The organism is Curtobacterium sp. B18 (assembly GCF_000333375.1).
Taxonomy (GTDB): Bacteria; Actinomycetota; Actinomycetes; order Actinomycetales; family Microbacteriaceae; genus Curtobacterium.
This window is the reverse complement of the sequence record NZ_BACZ01000316.1, coordinates 1-18679: the sequence shown is the minus strand read 5'-3', so window position 1 is coordinate 18679 and position 18679 is coordinate 1. Positions and strand designations below refer to the sequence as shown.

Sequence of the window (18679 nt, the reverse complement as noted above, 5' to 3'; positions counted from 1 at the left end):
CGCGCCTCCCGGTGCGTGCGGCTGTACGCCTACTTGCCGGTGGCGTCGTCCGACGGCGTGGCCTCGGGGGTCTCGACCGGCAGGGTGATCTCGCTGGTCGGCTCCGGCGAGGAGGTCGGCGCGAGGGTCGCGTACTCCTCCTGCTGGCTCGTCAGCACCGGGACGCTCGCCGAGACGCCCTCGGCGCCCGAGTACGAGAAGTAGACCTTGACGAGGGAGCCCGGCTTGGTGTCGGCGTCGTCGAAGACGACCTCGCGCGATTCGCCGGCGGCGGTGCCCTGCGTGGTGCCGTTGTCGTTCTGGGTCGACGTGGTGGCCTGCTCGGAGGGCTCGGCGGCACCGCCGAGGTCGATGTGCGTGTTCGCCGGGACGGTCACGGTCTGGGTGTCGCCGCCGACCTCGATCGAGAGCGTCACCTCGCCACCGTTGTTCACGAGCGTGCCGACGAAGCGGGCGCCCTCGGAGTCGTCGGCGATGAGGAGGGCGTTGCGGATGTCGACCTTGCCCGTGGTGACGTTGACGCCGTCGGTGATCTGCTTGATCTCGGCCGTCTGTGCGGGCGACATGAACTCGCAGCCGGTGGCGCCGAGCGCGATGGTTGCCGCAACGGCGACGGACACGAGTACCCGAGCTCGCAAGAGATTCCTCCGGAAGATCACGATGTGGACCGGACGGTCCGGATCCATCCTACCGATGAGCGCGGGTGCCAGGTGTCACGAGCCCATTACCCGAACAACGCTTGTGGTAAACTGGGTGTCTCGGAACGGAGCCTGATACATGCAATTCGAGGTCGGCGAGACCGTCGTCTACCCCCATCACGGGGCGGCAACCATCTCTGAAGTCAAGACGCGCGTCATCAAGGGTGAGGAAAAGGTCTACCTGAAGTTGCGGGTCACCCAGGGTGACCTGACGATCGAGGTCCCGGCGGACAACGTCGACCTGGTCGGGGTCCGTGACGTGATCGGCAAGGAAGGCCTCGACAAGGTGTTCGAGGTCCTGCGTGCCCCGTTCACCGAAGAGCCCACCAACTGGTCGCGCCGGTACAAGGCGAACCTCGAGAAGCTCGCTTCCGGCGACGTCATCAAGGTGTCCGAGGTCGTCCGCGACCTCTGGCGTCGCGACCAGGACCGCGGCCTGTCCGCGGGTGAGAAGCGGATGCTGGCCAAGGCGCGCCAGATCCTCATCTCCGAGCTGGCGCTGGCCGAGAAGACCGACGAGGACAAGGCATCGACCGTCCTCGACGAGGTCCTCGCCTCCTGAGCGCACCGAACCACTGAACACGACCCCGACCGTTCTGTTCCCCTCCGGGGTGGACAGGGCGGTCGTCGTCGTTGCGGCCGGTTCCGGCACCCGGCTCGGCATCGGGACGGCCAAGGCGTTCGTGCCGGTCGCCGGCACGCTGATGCTCGCGCGGGCGCTCGAGCCGCTGTTCGCCCTGCCGTCGCCGACGCTCGTCGTGGTGGTCGCGCCGGCGGCGCTCCTCGACGACTGCCGACAGCTGGTCGCGTCCGTCGCCGGGGCTGCGGTCTCGTACACGGCCGTCGTCCCCGGAGGCGCGGATCGCCATGCCTCGGTCGAGGCCGGCCTGGCCGTGCTGCCGGACACCGTCACCGCGGTGCTGGTGCACGACGCGGCGCGGTGCCTGACGCCGGCCGCCCAGTTCGAGCGGGTCTTCGACGCGGTGGCCGGATCGCTCGCTGCCGGTGCCGGTGCCGGGTTCGTCCCCGCGCTGCCCGTCACGGACACCGTCAAGCGCGTCGAGGGGGACGTCGTCGTCGAGACCGTCGACCGCGCGGCGCTCGTCGGGGTGCAGACCCCGCAGGGCTTCCCGCTCGGAGCGCTCCGGCGGGCGTACGCGGTGTCCGAGCGCGCCGAGACCGACGACGCCGGGGTGTTCCAGGCCGCCGGTGGCACGGTGCGGTCCGTCCCGGGCGACGCCGACGCCTTCAAGATCACCACGGCGTGGGACCTCGGCCGCGCCGAGTCGATCGTCCGCGCCCGCAGCAGTGCGCCCGTGCACACCCGGGTCGGCCTCGGGGTGGACGTGCACGCGTTCGACGACGCCTCACCGTGCCGGGTGGGGCTGCTCGACTTCCCCGGCGAGCCCGGGCTCTCCGGGCACAGCGACGGGGACGCGGTCGCGCACGCGGTCTGCGACGCCCTGCTCTCGGCGGGCGGACTCGGCGACATCGGCGGGACGTTCGGCACCTCGGACCCCGCCTACGCCGGTGCGTCCGGTGACGTCTTCGTCCGGGGCGCGGTCGCGATGTTGGCGTCCGCAGGACTCGTCCCCGTGTCGGTCACCGTGCAGGTCATCGGGAACCGCCCGCGCATCGGCGCCCGACGCACCGAGATGCAGGACGCGCTCGGAGCCGTCGTCGGAGCCCCGGTCGCGGTCTCGGGCACCACGACCGACGGTCTCGGCTTCACCGGGCGCGGCGAGGGGCTCGCCGCGATCGCGACGGCCGTCGTCCGGGCGGCATGACGTCCGTCGTCCGGGCGGCATGACGTCCGTCGTCCGGGCGGCCTGACGTCCTAGGCTTGGGGGCGTGACCGTTCGCCTCTACGACTCCCGCGCCGCTGCCGTCGTCGACCTCGTCCCGCTGGTCGACGGACAGGTGAGCATGTACGTGTGCGGTCCGACCGTGCAGTCGTCGCCGCACATCGGGCACCTCCGTTCCGCCCTCGTGTACGACATCTGGCGCCGCTGGCTCACCCACCGCGGCCTGCACGTCACGCTCGTGCGGAACGTCACGGACATCGACGACAAGGTGCTCGACCTGGCCGCCGGCACCGACGAGCCGTGGTTCGCACGTGCCTACCGCGTCGAGCTCGAGTTCACGGCCGCGTACAACGCGCTCGGCATCCTGCCCCCGACGTACGAGCCGCGGGCGACGGCGAGCGTGCCGCAGATGCACGAGATCATCGCCAGGCTCATCGACCGTGGGCACGCGTACGCCGCCGGCGACGGCTCGGGCGACGTCTACTTCGACACCGGCAGCTGGGCGTCCTACGGTGCGCTCACCCGGCAGCGCCGGGAGGACATGGTCGAGGCCGCCGACGCCGACCCCCGCGGCAAGCGCGACCCCCGGGACTTCGCGCTCTGGAAGGGCGCCAAGCCGGGTGAGCCGTCGACCGCGAACTGGGACTCGCCCTGGGGACCCGGCCGACCGGGGTGGCACATCGAGTGCTCGGCGATGTCCCGCCGGTACCTCGGCCCGGCGTTCGACATCCACGGCGGTGGTCTCGACCTGCGCTTCCCGCACCACGAGAACGAGCTCGCGCAGTCCACGGCGGCCGGGGACGCGTTCGCCTCCTACTGGCTGCACAACGGGCTCGTGACCGTCGAGGGGCAGAAGATGTCGAAGTCGCTCGGCAACTCGATCTTCGCCGCCGACTTCCTCGGGTCCGCTCGGCCCGTGGTCGTCCGGTACTTCCTCGGCGCCGCGCACTACCGCTCGTCGATCGACCACCACGACGGCTCGCTGGCCGAGGCCGAGGCGGCGCTCGACCGCATCGACGGCTTCCTGGCACGGGCCGCCGCACGGCTCGAGGGCGTCCACCTGGCCGACGCCCCGGGTGTGCCCGAGGCGTTCGCGGCGGCGATGGACGACGACCTCTCGGTGCCCCAGGCCCTCGCCGTGCTGCACGAGACCGTGCGCGCCGGGAACGCCGCACTGGACGGAGACGATGCGGAAGCGCTCGGAACCGCGTACCATCAGGTGGCTGCGATGGTGGAAGTGCTCGGCATCGACCCGCGAGCCGCCCACTGGTCGGGCGGCGGCCACGACGCATCGGCCGCACCGCTCGCAGCACTCGTCGAACGCCTCGTGCAGGAGCGCGCCGACGCCAGGGCGGCACGCGACTTCGCCACGGCCGACCGCGTGCGCGACGACCTCGCATCCGCGGGCATCACGATCGAAGACACCGCAGCAGGTACACGCTGGAGCATCGCCTGACAACGGCAGTGCCGGACAGGAGAGAGCAATGAAGAACGTCTCGGGCAGCAAGAAGGGACGGCCGGGCGCCGTCCGCTCAGGCCGCAAGGGCAACAAGCAGGTCGGCTCCGGCGGCCAGGGCGCACAGGCGCTCGAGGGTCGCAAGCCGACCCCGAAGGCCGAGGACCGTCCGTACCACCCCGCCGGTAAGCGCAAGGCGGCGAAGGAGCGCTTCGAGGCAGCCCGTGGGCGTCACGGCGCATCGAGCTCGCAGCAGCAGCGCTCCGGCCGCCCGCCGCAGCGCAAGACCGACGACTCCGAGCTGGTCACCGGCCGCAACTCGGTGCTCGAGGCCCTGCGCACGAAGACCCCCTCGACGACGCTCTACATCGCCGCCCGCATCGAGGTGGACGACCGCGTCAAGGAGATCCTCGCGCTCGCCAACCACCGCGGCGTCCCGATCATGGAGATCATGCGTCCGGAGCTCGACCGCATCACCGGACACGACAGCGTGCACCAGGGCGTCGCGCTCAAGGTCCCCGCGTACGAGTACGCCGTGGCCGAGGACGTCGTCGAGCGGGCGTTCGCGAAGGACGAGGTCCCGCTGCTCGTCGCCCTCGACGGCATCACCGACCCGCGCAACCTCGGTGCGATCATCCGCTCCACCGCGGCGTTCGGCGGCCACGGTGTCGTCGTTCCGCAGCGCCGGTCCGTCGGCGTGACCGCGTCGGCGTGGAAGACCAGCGCCGGTGCCGCCGCCCGCACGCCCGTGGCGATGGCCCCGAACCTCACGCAGACGCTCAAGTCGCTCAAGTCGATGGGCCTGTTCGTGCTCGGCCTCGACGGCGACGGTGACGTGGAACTCGACGGCCTCGCGCTCGCCGACCGACCGATCGTGATCGTCGTCGGGTCCGAGGGCAAGGGGCTGTCGCGCCTGGTCACCGAGACCTGCGACGCGATCGTCTCGATCCCGATCTCGAGCGCGACGGAGTCCCTCAACGCGGGCATCGCCGCGAGTGTCACCCTGTGGGAAGTCGCCCGGCGCCGTCGCGCCGAGTAGCCGCGCACGTCCGGCGCCCCGCGATCGTCCGGCGAGCGTGCAGGACACGCCGTCTGCGCGACGTCCGGGCGGGGCAGGATCTGCCGCTCGGGTCGCACGAACGTGACAGAGAAGGCCCGCTCGCGGAATCGCGAGCGGGCCTTCCGCGTCTGCGCGGCGCGAGGAGCGGGCGCGCGTCAGACGCCGGCGCGCCAGTCCTCGACGTCCTCGGACTCCGCCGCGTCGTCGACGACCGGGATCGGCAGCGTCATCGAGGACGTCGGCGGGTTGATCAGCAGCCGCTCGTCGCGGCGGTGCCGGAGCACGTCGTTGATGTACGCGGTCGTGGCCTCGGGGAGCGACACCGACCGCTCCTCCTCCTGGGACATGAACCAGCGGTGCTCGAGCAGTTCGTGGAACACCTCGGCCGGCTCGAGCCGCCCGCGCAGGTCGCGCGGGATCGAGCGGATCACCGGCTCGAACACCCGCGAGACCCACTCGTGCGCCACCATCTCCTCGTCGAGGAGGTCGCGGCCGTTGCGCGCCCGGTACGAGTCGAGGTCGTTGAGGAGCCGTCGCGCCTGGTTCTCGCCGGCGTCGAGGCCGGTCAGACGCAGCAGCCGTCGCTGGTGGTGGCCGGCGTCGACGACCTTGGGCTGGATGCGGACCTGCGACCCACCCTCGGTCGTGTGGATCGACAGCTCCTCGATGTCGAAGCCGAGCGCGTTGAGGCGTTCGACCCGGTCGTTGATGCGCCAGCGCTCCCGGACGTCGAACTGCTCGGTGCCGGTGAGTTCCTTCCAGAGCGTCCGGTACTGCGCGACGATCCGGTTTGAGACGTCCACGGCGTCGGCGTTCTCGTCGAGGCGGCCGCCGGCCTCGAGGTCGAGGAGCTCGCCGGCGATGTTCACGCGCGCGACCTCGAGGTCGTTCTCCCGCTGCCCGTTCGACAGGCCGCCGGGGTAGAGCTTGCCGGTCTCGGCGTCCACGAGGTACGCGGCGAAGGCTCCGGCGTCGCGGCGGAACAGCGTGTTCGAGAGCGAGACGTCGCCCCAGTAGAAGCCGATGACGTGCAGCCGGACGAGCAGGAGCGCGAGGGCGTCGACCAGGCGGGTGGCGGTCTCGGGGCGCAGCGTCTGCGAGTACAGGGCGCGGTACGGCAGTGAGAAGCGCAGGTGCCGGGTGACGAGGACGGGGTGCAGGGCCTCGCCGTCGGCGCTGATCCGGTTCGTGATCACCGCGACGGGGTCGACGCACGGCACGTCCATGCGCTGCAGCGTGCGGAGCATCTCGTACTCCGAGCGCGCCACCTCTTCACCGGTCTCCTTCACGGCGACGACGTACCCGCCGAGCTGCACGAACCGGACGAGGTGCCGGGAGATGCCCTTCGGGAGCGCGACGATCGTGGAGTCCGGCCAGTCGGCCAGCGGGAGGTCCCACGGCAGGTCGAGGAGTCCGGGGTCGACGGTGGCGGCGGTGATGGACATCGAGTCGGGCACGGTTGGTTCCTCTGGTACGTGTGCGACGGACGGGAGGCGCGGTGCCAGCTGGCACCGCGCCTCCTGTTGGGACCTTCCAGCGTTACGCGCTGACGACGGCCTTGTCGTCGAGGCGTTCGCCCGACTCGGTGTCGAATGCGTGCACGTGGCCCTGCTTCGGCGTGACGACGATCGTGTCACCGATCGACGGGTGCGAACGCCCGTCGACGCGGGCGACGATGTCGACGCGCGACCCGTTGACGTCGGCGTGACCGTAGAGGTAGCCGTCGGCGCCGAGCTCCTCGACCACGTCGACCGTGACCGGCAGGCCCTCGCCCGACTGCGCCACGACGACGTCCTCGGGGCGGATGCCGACGGTGATCTGACCGGAACGCGCGTTCGAGAGCGTGTCGCGGTCGATCGGGTGGTTGAGCGTGCCGAACTTGATGCCGCCCTCGACCACGTCGGCCGGCAGGAGGTTCATGGCCGGCGAGCCGATGAAGCCGGCGACGAACACGTTGTTCGGCTTCTCGTAGAGGTCGCGCGGCGAGCCGACCTGCTGCAGGATGCCGTCCTTGAGCACCGCGATGCGGTCACCCATGGTGAGGGCCTCGGTCTGGTCGTGCGTGACGTAGACCGTGGTGACACCGAGGCGACGCTGCAGCGAGGCGATCTGGGTGCGGGTCTGGACGCGGAGCTTGGCGTCGAGGTTCGACAGCGGCTCGTCCATGAGGAACACCTGCGGCTGGCGGACGATCGCGCGGCCCATCGCGACGCGCTGACGCTGACCACCGGAGAGCGCCTTCGGCTTGCGGCCGAGGTACTGCTCGAGGTCGAGGAGCTTGGCGGCTTCCTGCACGCGGGTGGCGCGCTCGTCCTTGCCGACGCCGGCGATCTTGAGCGCGAAGCCCATGTTCTCGGCGACGGTCATGTGCGGGTACAGCGCGTAGTTCTGGAACACCATCGCGATGTCGCGGTCCTTCGGCGGGACGTCCGTGACGTCGCGGTCGCCGATGCGGATCGCGCCGGAGTTGACCTCTTCGAGGCCGGCGAGCATGCGCAGGGAGGTGGACTTGCCGCAGCCCGAGGGGCCGACGAGGACGAGGAACTCGCCGTCGGCGACGTCCAGGTCGAGGGAGTCGACCGCGGGACGGTTGCCTCCGGGGTAGAGACGGGTTGCCTTGTCATAGGTGACGGACGCCATGAGCGTTCGGTCCTTCCTTCACCGGCAGGTACGTGCCGGACGATCCGAGTGAAGCGGTTGCCCGTGGGGGCCCCGGATGGTCGCCGTCGACCATCGAGGTTCATACAACACGATCTCTCCCGGGAACGCCAGCGTTCACACCTGGTTGGGTGGTTCCCACCGGGCCCCGGTACGATCGGCGGGTCCGTCCGGCCCGCGGGGGAGGCCGTCCGGACGACGATCAACGTGAGGACACTCGACGCATGACCAACCGCCCCGAGGGTGACGCCCGCGCCGCGCGGAACGAACGACGCGAAGCCGCCCGACAGCGCGCCCAGCGTGCCCGTACCCAGCAGAAGCGCCGCCAGCGCGGACTCCGACTCGGCTTGCAGATCGGCATCGGTGCCGTCCTGCTCGCCGCCGCGACGGTCGTGACCCTCGTGCTCGTCGACTCGGTGCAGCCTGCCGGCCCCGGCCCGGCGAACACGTCGCAGGGCGGCATCACCATCGGGCAGGACCTCAAGGCGGTCACGCCGACGTCCGGGTCGCCAGCCCCGACCTCGACCGACGCCGCCGGTTCCGTGCGCATCACGATGTACATCGACTACCTCTGCCCGATCTGCGGCCAGTTCGAGGACGCGAACGGCGAGTACATCCAGAACCTCGTCGACTCCGGGGCCGCGACCGTCGACATCCACCCGATCGCGATCCTCTCGAACCGGTCGCAGGGCACGAAGTACTCGCTCCGTGCCGCCAACGCCGCCGCCTGCGTCGCCGACAACTCGCCGGACCAGTTCTTCGCCGTCAACCAGGCGCTGTTCGCGAAGCAGCCGGAGGAGGGCACCGCCGGCCTCACCGACGCGCAGCTGACCAAGGTCGTCACGGGTGTCGACGGCGTGCAGAAGCGCTCCGCGATCACGAAGTGCATCGAGGACCAGACGTACAGCAAGTGGATCGACGAGCGGACCACCGCGGTGACGAGCGGCGACATCCCCGGCTCGTCGCTCCAGGAGTTCCCGGGCACGCCCCTCGTGCTCGTGAACGGGCAGCGTTACGAGCTCACGTCACCGATCACGAACGACGACTTCCGGACGTTCGTGGTGACGGCGGCCGGCGCGACCGACGCGACGCCGACCCCGACGCCGACGCCGAGCGCCACCCCGACCGCGTCCCGGACGCCGAGCGCCACCCCGTCGAACTGAGCGGGTCCGGCCCGGCCTACAGGGACGAACCCGGCACGCTGAACGTGTCGCACGCCGTGGCGCCGCGCTGGTAGCCGCGCAGGAACCAGTTCTGCCGCTGCTCGCTCGACCCGTGCGTGAACGAGTCCGGGTCCACCCGGCCGCTCGACCGTTCCTGGATGCTGTCGTCGCCGACGGCACTCGCGGCGGACAGGGCGTCCTCGACCTGGCTCCGGGTGATCGGTTCGAAGAAGGTCCGGCCGTCCGCGTCCTTCGTGGTCGCGGCGTCGCCGACCCACGCACCCGCGTAGCAGTCCGCCTGCAGTTCGACGCGGACGCTGCCGGACGACGCCCCGGTCCCGGAGCGGTCGGTGTTCGCGAAGGTGCCCTGGAGCTGCTGGACGTGGTGGCCCCACTCGTGCGCGACGACGTACATCTGGGCGAGCGGGCCACCGGACGAGCCGTACGTCGACTGCAGGTCGTCGTAGAAGGCGGTGTCGAGGTAGATCGCCCGGTCCGGCGGGCAGTAGAACGGACCGGTCGACGCCGACGCCTGCCCGCACCCGGTGCTCGTCGACCCGTCGAACAGGACGAACCCGGGGGTCGTGTAGGCGATGCCGAGCTTCCGCGACTCGGCCGTCCAGTAGCCGTCGAGCGACTCGGCGGCACCCTCCATGCGGCACTCGATCTGCAGGTTCGCGTCACGACCGGTCCGGCACTCGGCGGCCGCGTCGACGGTCCCGCCCTCCTGCTGGATCTGCGTCGTCCCACCGCCCCCGTCGATGAACCCCGTCAGGTCGACGCCGGTGAACTGTGCGATGAGGAACACGACGATGGCGCCGACACCGACCGCTCCACCGCCGATCGCAGCGCCGCGCCCGCGCCGCGTGACCTTGCCGCCCTGCAGCTCGGAGTCGTCGTTGAACGTCATGCCCCGAATGTACGGATGCCCGGGACATCGTGCCCGGGGTGGCGAGTAGACCGGAGGACATGCCCGTCCTCGACGAATCACACCCCCTGTTCCTCTTCGCGATGGACCAGCGGTCCTCGCTCCTCGAGCACACCTACGACGAGTCCGGCGGGGAGCCGCGGGACGAACCAGAGGCCGAGCGCGTGCGCGCCGGCAAGCAGCTCGTGTACCGCGGCGTCCTCACGGCGCTCGCCGCCGGGGCCGCCCGTGACCGCACCGGCGTCCTCGTCGACGAGCGCTACGGCGCCGACGTCGCCCGGCTCGCCAAGGAGGCCGGCCTCCAGCTCGCGATGCCGATCGAGCGGTCGGGCCGCGAGTGGTTCGAACTCGAGTACGGCGACGACTGGACCGCCCACGTGGACGCGTTCGACCCGGACTGGGTGAAGGTGCTCGTCCGGGACAACCCCGACTTCGACGCGGACCGCCGGGAGCGGCAGGCGTCCGACCTCGCCCGGGTCGCCGCGACGCTGCACGACGCGGGGCGGCCCTTCCTGGTCGAGCTGCTCGTACCGGCCACCGACGAGCAGCGGGCGTCGGTCGAGGACTACGACCGCGACCTCCGCCCGGACCTCGTCGTCCAGGTCGTCGAGTACCTGCAGGACCACGGCGTCGAGGCGGACGTGTGGAAGCTCGAGGGCCTCGACACGCGCGCGGACGCCGAGCGCGTCGTCCGGACCGTCCGTCGGGACGGCCGCGACCGGGTGCAGTGCATCGTCCTCGGTCGGGACGCCGCCGCGGAGCAGCTCGACCACTGGCTGCGGACCGCCGCGCCGGTGGACGGGTTCGTCGGGTTCGCGATCGGTCGCAGCAACTGGGAGGAACCGCTCGACGACGTCGTCCGCGAGCACCTCGACACCGAGGCGGCCGAGGGGCTCATCGCCGCGAACTACCGGCACTTCGTCGACACCTGGCTCGAGGCGCGTCCCGACGTCGAGCACGGCGTGGACGCCGGCGGGGTCTGAACCGTCAGGTGCGGACCAGCGGCTCCACGGCCTGCAGGTCCGCACCGATCCCGACGTCGACCAGCTCGATCCGACCGGCGAGCGTCGCGCCCGGTCCGCGGAGGAGCCCGGCCTTCACCCCGCCGAACGTCACCGTGACGTCCGCCTGCAGCACGTGGTCGTCCGCGATCGCTCCGGTGTCGACGTCGATCCCGCTCGGCACGTCGACGGCGACCACGAACGGTGCGCGCTGGTCCCGTGCGAGCTGCCGGACCGCCGCCACGACCTCGCGCGCCGGGGAGCGGAGGGCCCCGGCACCCCGCACGCCGATCCCCAGGATCCCGTCGAGCACCAGGTCGGCGTCGAGCGCGGCGTCGGTCGCGACCGCCGCCGGACCCCGGTCGCCCCAGCGGGCGACGGCGGCGAGCACGTCCGCCGCCGGGCGGGCCTGCCCCGGCACACCCGACGGGACGTCCACGAGCCGGGCGCCGGCGTCCAGCGCCGCTGCCAGGCCGGCCGCGTGGACCCGCGAGCCGACGCGAAGGACGGTGACGCGCCTCCCGTCCGCCGCCAGGCGTGCACCCGCGAACAGGGCGTCACCGCCGTTGTCGCCGCTGCCCACCAGCAACAGGACCGACCCCGGGCCGTCTCCCGGACGCACGGCCGGGTCGTCGAGCAGGTCCCCGACGATCCGGGCCAGCCCGTCCGCCGCACGCTGCATGAGGGGTTCGCCCGCGTCGAGGTGCGGCCGCTCCGCCGCCCGGATCTGATCGCCGCCGTAGCCGTCCATGCCGACCACCCTGCGCCGGTAGCCTGGAGGGGACATGTCACTCGTCCCCGAAGCGCCCCGTCCCCGCGTCGTGATGTCACCCGACGGGCTGAAGATCGCGACCTACGACTTCGGCGACCCCGAGGCACCGGCGGTCGTCGCCGTGCACGGGTTCGCCTCCGGGGCGCTGCTGAACTGGCACGCCTCCGGCTGGACGCGCGACCTCGTCCGGTCCGGCCACCGCGTCGTCGCCCTCGACCAGCGCGGGCACGGTGCCTCGTCGAAGCCGCGCGACCCGTCCGCGTACTCGATGGACCTGCTCGTGGCCGACGTCACCGCCGTGATCGACACCTACCTGCTCGACGACGTCGCGTTCCTCGGGTACTCGCTCGGCGCCCGCGTCGGCTGGCACACGGCCGAACGACTGCCGGACCGCATCACCCGCGCGGTGTTCGGCGGCATCCCGGACGCCGACCCGATGCGCCGCGTGCGCGTCGACCAGGCCAAGGCGTACCTCGCCGACGGCACGCCGATCGAGGACCGCGTGACGAACGGCTACCTCACGATGGCCGGGAACGTCGACGGGAACGACCTCGGCGCGCTCGTGGCGATGGTCGAGGGGATGCGCGACAGCATCGAACCGACGCCCGGGAACGCCCCCGCGCAGCCGGTGCTCATGGCCGCCGGCAGCGAGGACGGCATCAAGGACAGCGCCGTCCGGCTCGCGGGGGCCGCGCCCGACGCGTCCTTCTTCGAGATCCCGGGGCGGAACCACTTCAACGCGCCGACCTCCCGGGCCTTCCGGGACGCCGCGATCGCGTTCCTGACGGACCCGGACGTGTCCGCCGCGCGCTGAGGGGTACTCGCAGGTCCTCGCGGGCACGATCGGCCGCGCGTACCGTCCCGGCCATGGACTACAGACTCCTCGGCAACAGCGGGACATCGGTGTCGACGCTGACCCTCGGCACCATGACGTTCGGCAGCGAAGCCGACGAACCCACCTCGCACACCATCATCGACACGTTCGTCGCCGCGGGCGGCACGCTCGTCGACACGGCGGACGTGTACTCCGGCAACGAGTCGGAGCGCATCATCGGCCGGTGGCTCGCCGCGCACCCCACCGAGGCGCAGCAGGTCGTCCTCGCGACCAAGGGGCGCTTCCCGCAGGGCGACGGGCCGAACGACCTCGGACTGTCCCGCCGGCACCTGCGGGTGGCGCTCGACGCGTCGCTCGAGCGGCTCGGCGTCGACCACATCGACCTGTACCAGATGCACGCCTGGGACGCCCTCACCCCGATCGAGGAGACCCTGCGCTTCCTCGACGACGCCGTGGCGGCCGGCAAGATCGGCACCTACGGGTTCTCGAACTACCTCGGGTACCAGATCACGAAGGCCGTGTACGAGGCGAAGGCGCACGGGTGGGCCCCGCCCGTGACCCTGCAGCCGCAGTACAACCTGCTCGTGCGCGACATCGAGCACGAGATCGTCCCGGCCTGCCTCGACGCCGGCATCGGTCTGCTTCCGTGGTCGCCGCTCGCCGGTGGCTGGCTCTCCGGCAAGTACCAGCGCGACGAGGCCCCCACCGGCGCGACGCGCCTCGGCGAGAACCCGTCGCGCGGCATGGAGGCGTGGGAGGCCCGGAACGGCGACGAGCGCACCTGGGCCGTCCTCGACGCGGTGTCCGACATCGCCGACGCGCACGGTGCCTCGCGGTCGCAGGTGTCCCTGGCCTGGCTGCTCGCCCGACCGGCGGTGACGAGCGTCATCCTCGGCGCCCGCACCGTCTCGCAGCTCGAGGACAACCTCGGCGCCGCCGACCTCGTGCTCGACGACGCCGAGCTCGCCCGGCTCACCGAGGTCAGCGCCCCGCGCATCGACGACTACCCGTACGGCACCGCCGGCGTCGCCCAGCGGGAGCGGAAGATCACCGGCGGTCGCTGAGCGTCCTCCGAGGAACGCGTGCGGCTTCCCGCGAGCTTGACGACGGGTGTGGACACTGCGTCGTCACCGGTGCCACGATCGCTGGAACGACCGGCTGGTTACCGTGTCGAGCGCTCGGAACGCCCCTGATCCGCGTTCCGACGCGCCGAAGGCCCCGGGTGCATCCACCCGGGGCCTTCGTCGTCGGGGCCGGCAGCGGGACTCGAACCCGCAACCCCCGTATTACAAGTACGGTGCGCTACCAATTGCGCCATGCCGGCTGACGCGCCCATCCTAGCGGCGGACGCGTCGGGCCTCACCCGCGGAGCGGCGCGTGCCTCACTCGCTCTTCTCGGAGAAGTTCAGCGAGATCGAGTTCATGCAGTAGCGGTCACCCGTCGGCGTGCCGAACCCGTCGGGGAACACGTGGCCGAGGTGCGAGCCGCAGTTCGCGCAGCGGACCTCGGTGCGGGCCATGCCGAGGGAGTTGTCCTCGAGGAGCTGCACCGCGTCCGGGTCGACCGACTCGTAGAACGACGGCCAGCCGCAGCCGGAGTCGAACTTCGTGCCGCTCTTGAACAGCTCCGCGCCGCACGCCGCACAGGTGTAGACGCCGGCGCGCTCCTCGTCGAGGAGCTCACCCGTCCACGGGCGCTCCGTCCCGGCCTGCCGGAGGACGGCGTACTGGTCCGGGGAGAGCTCCTCGCGCCACTGGGCGTCGGACTTGTCGACGTTGTATGCCATTGCTTCCTCCTGCTCTCGTCGCCGTTGCCGGACGACCACTTCGGGCCGTTGTCGGACGACCACTTCGGTAAACTCCAGACGATGTCCGAACATTCCGTGCACCACGCCCGTTGGGACCGTCTCACGACGGACGAACTGTACGGCATCGTGGTGCTCCGGAACCGCGTGTTCGCACTCGAACAACGCGTGACGGCCGAGGACTTCGACGGCCGTGACCGCGAACCGGACACCGAGCACTGGTGGTTCGGCACCGACGACGATGCGGTTGGGTACCTGCGGCTCATCCGTCCGGCTGCCGACGAGGTGCACCCCGACGGTGCCGCGGCGCCCGCCTGGGTGATCGGGCGGGTCGCCACCGACCCCGCGCACCGCGGGAGCGGGATCGCCGGTCGACTCGTCGCCGCGGTGCTCGACGCCCACGGACACGAGCCGTTCGTGCTGCACGCCCAGGAGTACGTCGCCGGGCTCTACGAACGCCACGGCTTCAGCCGCTTCGGGGAGCCGTACGACGAGGCCGGCATCCGGCACGTCGGCATGCACCGCCCCGGTGTCACCCCGACCGAGCGCTGATGGACACCCGCGCCCGGTACGCCGCCTACGCGGACCGCATCGCTCCGACGTCGCCGACGTACGCCGCGTGGGCGCGTTCGCTCGACGACGGGGTGGTCGCCGCGCTCGCCGAGGTCCCGGAGTCGAAGCGGCAGCCGGAGCTCCTCTTCGCGGTCGCCCGCCGCCTGGGTGCGGACCCGGCCGACGCCGGTGCGCTCCGCACGCTGGTCCGGGAGGCGCGACCCGCCCTGGTCTCGGCCCTCGCCTCCGCAACGGTGCAGGCGAACGACCCGCGACGCCTCGCCCCGGTGGTTCCCCTCTTCGCGGCGCTCGCCGCGCGGGTCGGCGGCCCGCTCGGCCTCGTCGACGCCGGTGCGGCGGCGGGGCTCTGCTCGATCCCGGACCGGGTGACGCTCGACTACGTCGTCCGCACCGACGCCGATCGCACCCCGCGGCGAACCGTGCACCCCGGAACGACGGGGCGCGGGGGCCGACCGGGGACGCGGACCGCGGTCGTCCGGATGCACACCGCGCCCGGGGAACCCGCCCTGCACCTCGTCGCCGAGGCCCGCGGGGCCGTGCCGGCTCCGGCAGCGGGTCCGATCGACGTCCGGGCGCGTGTCGCCCTCGACCCGAACCCGATCGACCTGGCCGGACCCGGGGCGTTCGACCGGCTCGTCGAGGCCGTCCCGCCCGAGGCGACGGACCGCACCGCCCTGATGCGCGAGGCGCGGCGCGCGACGCTCGCCGTGCCTCCCGTCCGCATCCGGGGCTCCCTGCCGGGCGACCTCGACCGTGCACTCGACGCCCTGCCGGACGACGTCACCCCGGTCGTCCTGACCACCGGGACGCTCGTGTACGTCCCCGGGGCGGACCGCCAGCGCGTCGTCGACCGCATGCGTGAACGTGGCGTGCACTGGATCGCGCTGGAACGCACGGGGATCCTCGCCGGGGTCGCCCGGACCCTGCCGGACGACGTCGACCCCGCCGATCCGGGCGCGTTCGCGACCGCGTCGCTCGACGGTGTGGCCGCGGCCGTCTCCGATCCCTTCGGGGTCCGCGTCCGGTGGCTCGCCGACCCGAACCTGTGACCGGTCTTCGCGACAGTCCAGCGGCGTGCCAGGGTCCGGATGCCCTCCACCCCTACGATGTGCGAGACCCGCCCTGACCGCGATCGGAACCGCAGTGACCGCCACACCCGCCCACGAGCGCAGCGCTGACCAGCTCAGCGCCGACCCGCTCAGCGAGCTCGCGAGGCACGTGCTCGCGTTCGAGCAGGAGCGGGCGCGGCACGACCGCACGAAGGAAGCGGAGATCCGGGTCGAGTTCGACATGTCGCCGGCTCGGTACTACCAGGTGCTGAACCGCGTGATCGACTCGCCGGCGGCGCTCGCGTACGACCCGCAGCTGGTCTCCCGGCTGCAGCGGCTCCGGTACGCGCGCACCAGTGCCCGGGCAGCGCGCACCTTCGTCGCGCCCGGCCCCGCACCCGAAGGACGTGAAGAGGAACGATGACGACGAGATACCCCCGAGACCGGTTCGACGACGTCGCCGACGGCCCGCGGGTCGGGGCGCACCGTGGGGCGCAGCGGCGGGGACGCGGCTGGATCGCGTTCGCGTGGGCGGCCCTCGCCACCGGTGTCATCGTCGCGATCGGCGTCGGGGCGCTCGCGCTGCTGAACGGCACCTACTCGTTCGACAGCGCCGGATCGCCGTCCGCGTCGGCCTCGGCGTCGGCGTCCGCCTCGGCGAAGCCGTCGGCGTCCGCGTCCTCCCCGGCGTCCCAGGCTCCGGCGGCGGCGACCCCGGCCGACCAGGGCGCGACGACGCTCGTCGTGCTGAACGGCACGTCGACGACCGGCCTCGCGGCGAAGGGCAGCGCGGCGCTGACCGCTGCCGGGTGGAAGGTGACCTCGACCGGTGACGCCGGCACGACCGGGACCACCGCGACGATCGTCTACTACCAGCAGGCGGCGCAGGCCACCCTGGCCCAGGGCATCGCCAAGTCGCTCGGGACGACGGCCGTGCAGCAGTCGGCGGCGTTCCCGAACGCCGACATCAGCGTGGTGCTCGGCGCGGACTACGCCGGCTGATCGGTCCGGACGCATTCCGTCGGTCCCGACGCATTCCTGGGTGCGTTCTCCGGACGATTGATCGTGCATTTGTGACGAGTGTGTTTCCGGCACGTTGATTCTTGTCGGAATCGACGTTGAACAACGTCACACCTCTTGCCCTGTCGGCATTGTTCGGCAAGAGTCGTGCCGGGACGGCGACAGCGCCGTCCGCATCAGCACCACCGCAGGGAGCAAGAGATCATGGCCAACGGAACCGTGAAGTGGTTCAACGCCGAGAAGGGCTTCGGCTTCATCACCGTCGATGGAGGGGGCCAGGACGTGTTCGTGCACTACTCGGCAATCGACATGTCGGGTACAAAGGTCCTCGAGGAGGGCCAGGCAGTGACGTTCGACGTCGGCACCGGGGCGAAGGGGCCGCAGGCCGAGTCCGTCCGTCCCGCCTGAGTCCGAACCACCGCGAACGCGTCGTCCCCACCGGGGCGGCGCGTTCGTCGTGTCGGGACCGGTGCGTGACGCGCCGCTCGTGCCGGGCCGGCGTGTGACGGGCCGGTGCGTGTCCTGGGAACTCGACCCGCGCCTCCCGGCGGTGTTGCACTCGACCCCTGCGAGTGCCAGAATCGGCGTTGGCACTCGCTCACGCTGAGTGCCAGCACGACCCCCATGACGACGTCCGGGAGGGACGAGAAACTCACATGGCTAAGATCATTGCTTTCGACGAGGAGGCCCGCCGTGGCCTCGAGCGCGGCCTGAACATCCTGGCTGACGCCGTGAAGGTGACGCTCGGCCCGCGCGGCCGCAACGTCGTCCTCGAGAAGAAGTGGGGCGCCCCCACGATCACGAACGACGGTGTCTCCATCGCCAAGGAGATCGAGCTCGACGACCCGTACGAGAAGATCGGTGCGGAGCTCGTCAAGGAGGTCGCCAAGAAGACCGACGACGTCGCCGGTGACGGCACGACCACCGCGACCGTCCTCGCCCAGGCCCTCGTCCGCGAAGGCCTCCGCAACGTCGCCGCCGGTGCCGACCCCGTGTCGCTCAAGCGCGGCATCGAGAAGGCCGTCGCCGCCGTCTCCGACCAGCTCCTCGCCAACGCGAAGGACATCGAGACCAAGGACCAGATCGCCGCCACCGCGTCGATCTCGGCCGCCGACCCGACCATCGGCGCGCTCATCGCCGAGGCCATCGACAAGGTGGGCAAGGAAGGCGTCGTCACCGTCGAGGAGTCGAACACCTTCGGCACCGAGCTCGAGCTCACCGAGGGCATGCGCTTCGACAAGGGCTACCTGTCGCAGTACTTCGTCACCGACCCCGAGCGTCAGGAAGCCGTCTTCGAGGACGCCTACATCCTGATCGTCAACTCGAAGATCTCGAACATCAAGGACCTCCTGCCGGTCGTCGACAAGGTGATCCAGGCGGGCAAGCAGCTCCTGATCATCGCCGAGGACGTCGACGGTGAGGCCCTGGCCACGCTCGTCGTGAACAAGATCCGCGGCATCTTCAAGTCCGTCGCCGTCAAGGCCCCGGGCTTCGGCGACCGCCGCAAGGCCATGCTGCAGGACATCGCGATCCTCACCGGCGGCCAGGTCATCTCGGAAGAGGTCGGCCTCAAGCTCGAGAACGCGACGCTCGACCTGCTCGGCAAGGCCCGCAAGGTCATCATCACCAAGGACGAGACGACCATCGTCGAGGGTGCCGGCGACGAGGAGCAGATCGCGGGCCGCGTCCGTCAGATCCGCTCCGAGATCGAGGCGACCGACTCCGACTACGACCGCGAGAAGCTCCAGGAGCGCCTCGCGAAGCTCGCGGGTGGCGTGGCCGTCATCAAGGCCGGTGCCGCGACCGAGGTCGAGCTCAAGGAGCGCAAGCACCGCATCGAGGACGCCGTCCGCAAC

Annotated in this window: 20 protein-coding genes and 1 tRNA gene; 14 read left to right on the top strand and 7 right to left on the bottom strand. The window is 71.5% G+C overall.

The genetic code is table 11. From position 1 onward, the window contains the following. Positions 1-29: 29 nt before the first annotated feature. On the bottom strand, positions 30-620 hold the full coding sequence (locus I5E_RS08650; protein ID WP_022906623.1) for a hypothetical protein: 591 nt from the start codon (positions 618-620) through the stop codon (positions 30-32). A 157-nt stretch (positions 621-777) separates the two neighbouring features. On the opposite strand from I5E_RS08650, the gene I5E_RS08645 reads away from it, so the two are divergent. From I5E_RS08645 to rlmB, 4 genes are all read left to right on the top strand, one after another. Beyond that, complete coding sequence (locus I5E_RS08645; RefSeq protein ID WP_017888066.1) at positions 778-1260, top strand: CarD family transcriptional regulator; 483 nt, start codon at positions 778-780, stop codon at positions 1258-1260. Positions 1261-1309: 49 nt separating this feature from the next. Further along, the gene (gene ispF / locus I5E_RS08640; protein WP_022906622.1) at positions 1310-2485 is read left to right on the top strand and encodes a 2-C-methyl-D-erythritol 2,4-cyclodiphosphate synthase; all 1176 of its coding nucleotides are present in this window, start codon (positions 1310-1312) and stop codon (positions 2483-2485) included. A gap of 64 nt (positions 2486-2549) precedes the next feature. Further along, entirely contained in the window at positions 2550-3959 is a 1410-nt protein-coding gene (gene cysS / locus I5E_RS08635; protein ID WP_022906621.1) for a cysteine--tRNA ligase, read from the top strand. Between the two features lie 28 nt (positions 3960-3987). Beyond that, positions 3988-4998 carry a 23S rRNA (guanosine(2251)-2'-O)-methyltransferase RlmB gene (gene rlmB, locus I5E_RS08630; protein WP_022906620.1) on the top strand — a complete coding sequence of 337 codons (1011 nt, stop codon included), beginning with the start codon at positions 3988-3990 and terminating at the stop codon, positions 4996-4998. 176 nt (positions 4999-5174) lie between these two features. On the opposite strand, the gene I5E_RS08625 is transcribed toward rlmB, so the two are convergent. After that, the gene (locus I5E_RS08625; protein ID WP_022906619.1) at positions 5175-6476 is read right to left on the bottom strand and encodes a DUF4032 domain-containing protein; all 1302 of its coding nucleotides are present in this window, start codon (positions 6474-6476) and stop codon (positions 5175-5177) included. An 82-nt stretch (positions 6477-6558) separates the two neighbouring features. Next, complete coding sequence (locus I5E_RS08620) at positions 6559-7659, bottom strand: ABC transporter ATP-binding protein (protein ID WP_022906618.1); 1101 nt, start codon at positions 7657-7659, stop codon at positions 6559-6561. A 242-nt stretch (positions 7660-7901) separates the two neighbouring features. On the opposite strand from I5E_RS08620, the gene I5E_RS08615 reads away from it, so the two are divergent. Further along, positions 7902-8840 (top strand): DsbA family protein, encoded by a 939-nt coding sequence (locus tag I5E_RS08615; RefSeq protein ID WP_042723716.1) that lies wholly within the window; start codon positions 7902-7904, stop codon positions 8838-8840. Positions 8841-8856: 16 nt separating this feature from the next. Here I5E_RS08615 and ypfJ read toward each other — a convergent pair whose 3' ends face one another. Further along, positions 8857-9750: a KPN_02809 family neutral zinc metallopeptidase gene (gene ypfJ, locus I5E_RS08610; protein ID WP_022906616.1), complete on the bottom strand. Its 894-nt coding sequence runs from the start codon at positions 9748-9750 to the stop codon at positions 8857-8859. A 59-nt stretch (positions 9751-9809) separates the two neighbouring features. Here ypfJ and I5E_RS08605 point away from each other — a divergent pair, with 59 nt between their 5' ends. Further along, the gene (locus I5E_RS08605) at positions 9810-10751 is read left to right on the top strand and encodes a 2-deoxy-5-keto-D-gluconate 6-phosphate aldolase domain-containing protein (RefSeq protein ID WP_022906615.1); all 942 of its coding nucleotides are present in this window, start codon (positions 9810-9812) and stop codon (positions 10749-10751) included. A gap of 4 nt (positions 10752-10755) precedes the next feature. Here the strand turns inward: I5E_RS08605 and I5E_RS08600 are convergent, their stop codons facing one another. Then, positions 10756-11520, bottom strand: a complete 765-nt coding sequence (locus I5E_RS08600; RefSeq protein ID WP_049973475.1) for an NAD(P)H-hydrate epimerase — start codon at positions 11518-11520, stop codon at positions 10756-10758. A 34-nt stretch (positions 11521-11554) separates the two neighbouring features. On the opposite strand from I5E_RS08600, the gene I5E_RS08595 reads away from it, so the two are divergent. Both I5E_RS08595 and I5E_RS08590 read left to right on the top strand, forming a co-directional pair. Then, positions 11555-12355 carry an alpha/beta fold hydrolase gene (locus I5E_RS08595; protein WP_022906613.1) on the top strand — a complete coding sequence of 267 codons (801 nt, stop codon included), beginning with the start codon at positions 11555-11557 and terminating at the stop codon, positions 12353-12355. 53 nt (positions 12356-12408) lie between these two features. Further along, complete coding sequence (locus tag I5E_RS08590; RefSeq protein WP_022906612.1) at positions 12409-13440, top strand: aldo/keto reductase; 1032 nt, start codon at positions 12409-12411, stop codon at positions 13438-13440. Positions 13441-13627: 187 nt separating this feature from the next. On the opposite strand, the gene I5E_RS08585 is transcribed toward I5E_RS08590, so the two are convergent. Continuing rightward, a tRNA-Thr gene (locus I5E_RS08585) sits at positions 13628-13700 on the bottom strand. Between the two features lie 58 nt (positions 13701-13758). Then, positions 13759-14163, bottom strand: a complete 405-nt coding sequence (gene msrB, locus I5E_RS08580; RefSeq protein ID WP_022906611.1) for a peptide-methionine (R)-S-oxide reductase MsrB — start codon at positions 14161-14163, stop codon at positions 13759-13761. A gap of 81 nt (positions 14164-14244) precedes the next feature. On the opposite strand from msrB, the gene I5E_RS08575 reads away from it, so the two are divergent. The 6 genes from I5E_RS08575 to groL form a co-directional block, all read left to right on the top strand. After that, the gene (locus tag I5E_RS08575) at positions 14245-14733 is read left to right on the top strand and encodes a GNAT family N-acetyltransferase (RefSeq protein ID WP_022906610.1); all 489 of its coding nucleotides are present in this window, start codon (positions 14245-14247) and stop codon (positions 14731-14733) included. Then, positions 14733-15803 (top strand): DUF2332 family protein, encoded by a 1071-nt coding sequence (locus I5E_RS08570; RefSeq protein ID WP_022906609.1) that lies wholly within the window; start codon positions 14733-14735, stop codon positions 15801-15803. Before I5E_RS08575 ends, I5E_RS08570 begins: the two co-directional genes overlap by 1 nt. Before the next feature lie 94 nt (positions 15804-15897). Continuing rightward, on the top strand, positions 15898-16227 hold the full coding sequence (locus tag I5E_RS08565; protein ID WP_022906608.1) for a DUF3263 domain-containing protein: 330 nt from the start codon (positions 15898-15900) through the stop codon (positions 16225-16227). Beyond that, positions 16224-16805, top strand: coding sequence for a LytR C-terminal domain-containing protein (locus I5E_RS08560; protein ID WP_022906607.1), 582 nt, complete (start codon positions 16224-16226; stop codon positions 16803-16805). Before I5E_RS08565 ends, I5E_RS08560 begins: the two co-directional genes overlap by 4 nt. A 222-nt stretch (positions 16806-17027) precedes the next feature. Next, the gene (locus tag I5E_RS08555) at positions 17028-17231 is read left to right on the top strand and encodes a cold-shock protein (RefSeq protein WP_022906606.1); all 204 of its coding nucleotides are present in this window, start codon (positions 17028-17030) and stop codon (positions 17229-17231) included. 248 nt (positions 17232-17479) lie between these two features. Continuing rightward, a partial coding sequence (groL, locus tag I5E_RS08550) for a chaperonin GroEL (RefSeq protein WP_022906605.1) occupies positions 17480-18679 on the top strand: 1200 nt, incomplete at its 3' end.